The organism is Stenotrophomonas sp. 05L44_2 (genome assembly GCF_056665995.1).
Genome location: NZ_JBFTNR010000628.1, coordinates 1 through 2,465, shown reverse-complemented (window position 1 = coordinate 2,465; position 2,465 = coordinate 1). Strand labels below are relative to the sequence as shown.

General features: G+C 65.5%; 2 protein-coding genes. Both read left to right on the top strand.

Features of this window, described 5'->3' with window-relative positions:
* A partial coding sequence (locus tag AC1VAN_RS18425) for a TonB-dependent receptor domain-containing protein (RefSeq protein WP_480986401.1) occupies positions 1–842 on the top strand: 842 nt, incomplete at its 5' end.
* An 11-nt stretch (positions 843–853) separates the two neighbouring features.
* Positions 854–2,449 (top strand): alkaline phosphatase D family protein, encoded by a 1,596-nt coding sequence (locus tag AC1VAN_RS18420; RefSeq protein ID WP_480986400.1) that lies wholly within the window; start codon positions 854–856, stop codon positions 2,447–2,449.
* Positions 2,450–2,465 lie beyond the last annotated feature (16 nt).

Sequence of the window (2,465 nt, the reverse complement as noted above, 5' to 3'; positions counted from 1 at the left end):
ACAACAACCTGCTGCCGTCGCTGAACGCCACCTTCAAGCTGAGCGAAGACCAGCGCCTGAGGTTCTCCGCCAGCCGCACGCTGGGCCGGCCGACGCCCAGCAACATCGCCCAGGCCACCAGCACCAGCTGCGGCGACGACGAGCTGGGCGGAGGCTTCTGCACCATCAAGCAGGGCAATGCCTCGCTGCAGCCGCGCCGCTCGACCAACCTCGATCTTGCCTGGGACCTGTACTTCAACGGCAACAACGGCCTGGTCTCGGTGGCGTTGTTCGACAAGGTCATCAAGGACGACATCTACACCCTGACCACGTTCGAGAACGTCGGCGACATCCGCTACCGGATCACCCAGCCGATGAACACCGATGAGTCGACGCTGTGCGGTGTCGAGTTCGCGGTAGCCAACCGCAACCTGCAGTGGGGCCGCCACCGCTTCGACATGTACCTCAATGCCACCCGCCTGGACGGGCAGACCAACTACCGCATCAGCGACGGCAGCGAGCGCCGCCTGGACCGCCTGCTGTACCAGCCGGACTGGTCGGTGAACGGCTCGGTGATCTGGCGCATGCCATGGAAGAGCTCGCAGCTGCGCGTATCCGGCACCTACCGCAGCCGGATGCTGGTCGACTTCGGCGATACCCAGTGGCTGGATTCGTACTACGACCCGTACATGACCTTCAACCTGGCCTTCAGCCACAAGGTCAGCAAGCACGTGACGCTGAAGTACGAGGCCAAGAACCTGTTCAACACCCAGCCGACCTACAGCACCGGTCCGAACGGGCGCTTCCGCACCGAGATCGATGACTACGGCCGCTTTTTCTACTTCCACATCATCTACAACTGAAGGCGACCGTCTTGGATACGATCAATCGCAGGCGCTTCCTTGCCCTGTCCGGACTTTCCGCATTGGGTGCGTGGGCCGGAACGGCCCGCGCGCTGGCCGCGCAGAACGATGTGGCAGCGCTGAATCCGCGCAATCTGCTCGCATCGCCGCGCTTTGCCAGTACACCGTTCACTCTCGGCGTGGCGTCGGGTGATCCGTCGGCCGACGGCGTGGTGCTGTGGACGCGGCTGGCCACCGAGCCACTGGTGTTCGGCGGCGGCATGCCAACCCGGCCGATGGCGGTGGCATGGCAGCTGGCCGCCGACGAGAGCATGCGCACCGTGGTGCGGCAGGGCACCGCCCTGGCCCACCCCGAGCTCGGCCACGCGCTGCACGTGGAACTGGACGGCCTGCTGCCGGGGCGGCCGTACTGGTACCGCTTCACCGTGGGAGGCCATGCCAGTGCGATTGGCCGCACCCGCACCCTGCCTGCGGCCAACGCGCGGGTCGACCGCGTGCGCTTCGCGGTGGCCGGTTGCCAGCACTACGAGGAGGGGCACTACAGTGCATGGCGGCACATTGCCGAGGAGCCGCTCGACTTCGTGTTCCATTACGGCGATTACATCTACGAGGGCGAAAGCCAGCCTGGCGTGCGCAGGATGAACGGCCAGCCGTTCACCAACCTGCGCAACCATGTTGGCCCGCAGACCTACACGCTCGACGACTATCGCCGGCGCTACGCGCAGTACAGGACCGATACGGACCTGCAGGCCGCGCACGCCGCGTCGCCGTGGTTCGTCACGTTCGATGACCACGAAGTGGACAACAACTGGGCCGGCGCCGAGGACCAGGACGGCACGCCCAGTGAAGTGTTCCTGCTGCGCCGCGCACAGGCATTCCAGGCGTACTACGAGAACATGCCGYTGCGYGCTTCGTCGTTCCCGCGCGAYGGYCATATGCAGATGTWCCGKCGCGCGCGCTAYGGCACGYTGCTGGACCTGCACCTGCTCGATACCCGCCAGTACCGCAGCAAGCAGGTGGACATCGCGCAGCGCGGGCAGGTGGAATCTCCCGAACGCAGCATTGTTGGCGCAAAGCAGGAGCAATGGCTGTTCGACGGCCTGGCCGATGCCGCACCACGCTGGCACACCATCGCCCACCAGGTTTCGCTGGGCAACTACCTGCGCGAGAAGGACGGCGTGGTGCAGGCCTCCGACGACCAGTGGTCCGGTTATCTGTCCAGCCGCCGCCGCCTGCTCGATCACATCCAGAAGGTGGGCTTCGGCAACGTGGTAACCGCCTGTGGCGATGCGCACCGCCACTATGCCAGCGACCTGGTGCAGGACAATGCCGATTCCGGGGTGATTTCCAGTGAGTTCCTGGCCACTTCGATCACGTCGGGCGCGGACGGGCAGGGCGTGGATGCCTATGCAGAGAACCAGCTGCGGCACAGTCCGCACCTGAAGGCGACGACGGACAAGCGTGGTTATGTGCTGTGCGACGTCACCCGTGATGCCTGGATCGGTGACATGAAGACGCTCGATACCGTCATGCAGCCAAACGGCGCGCTGCAGAGCTGGAAGCGCTATGCCGTGGAGCACGGCCGGCCGGGGTTGCAGGAGGCCTGAGCGGGATGTCCCACCC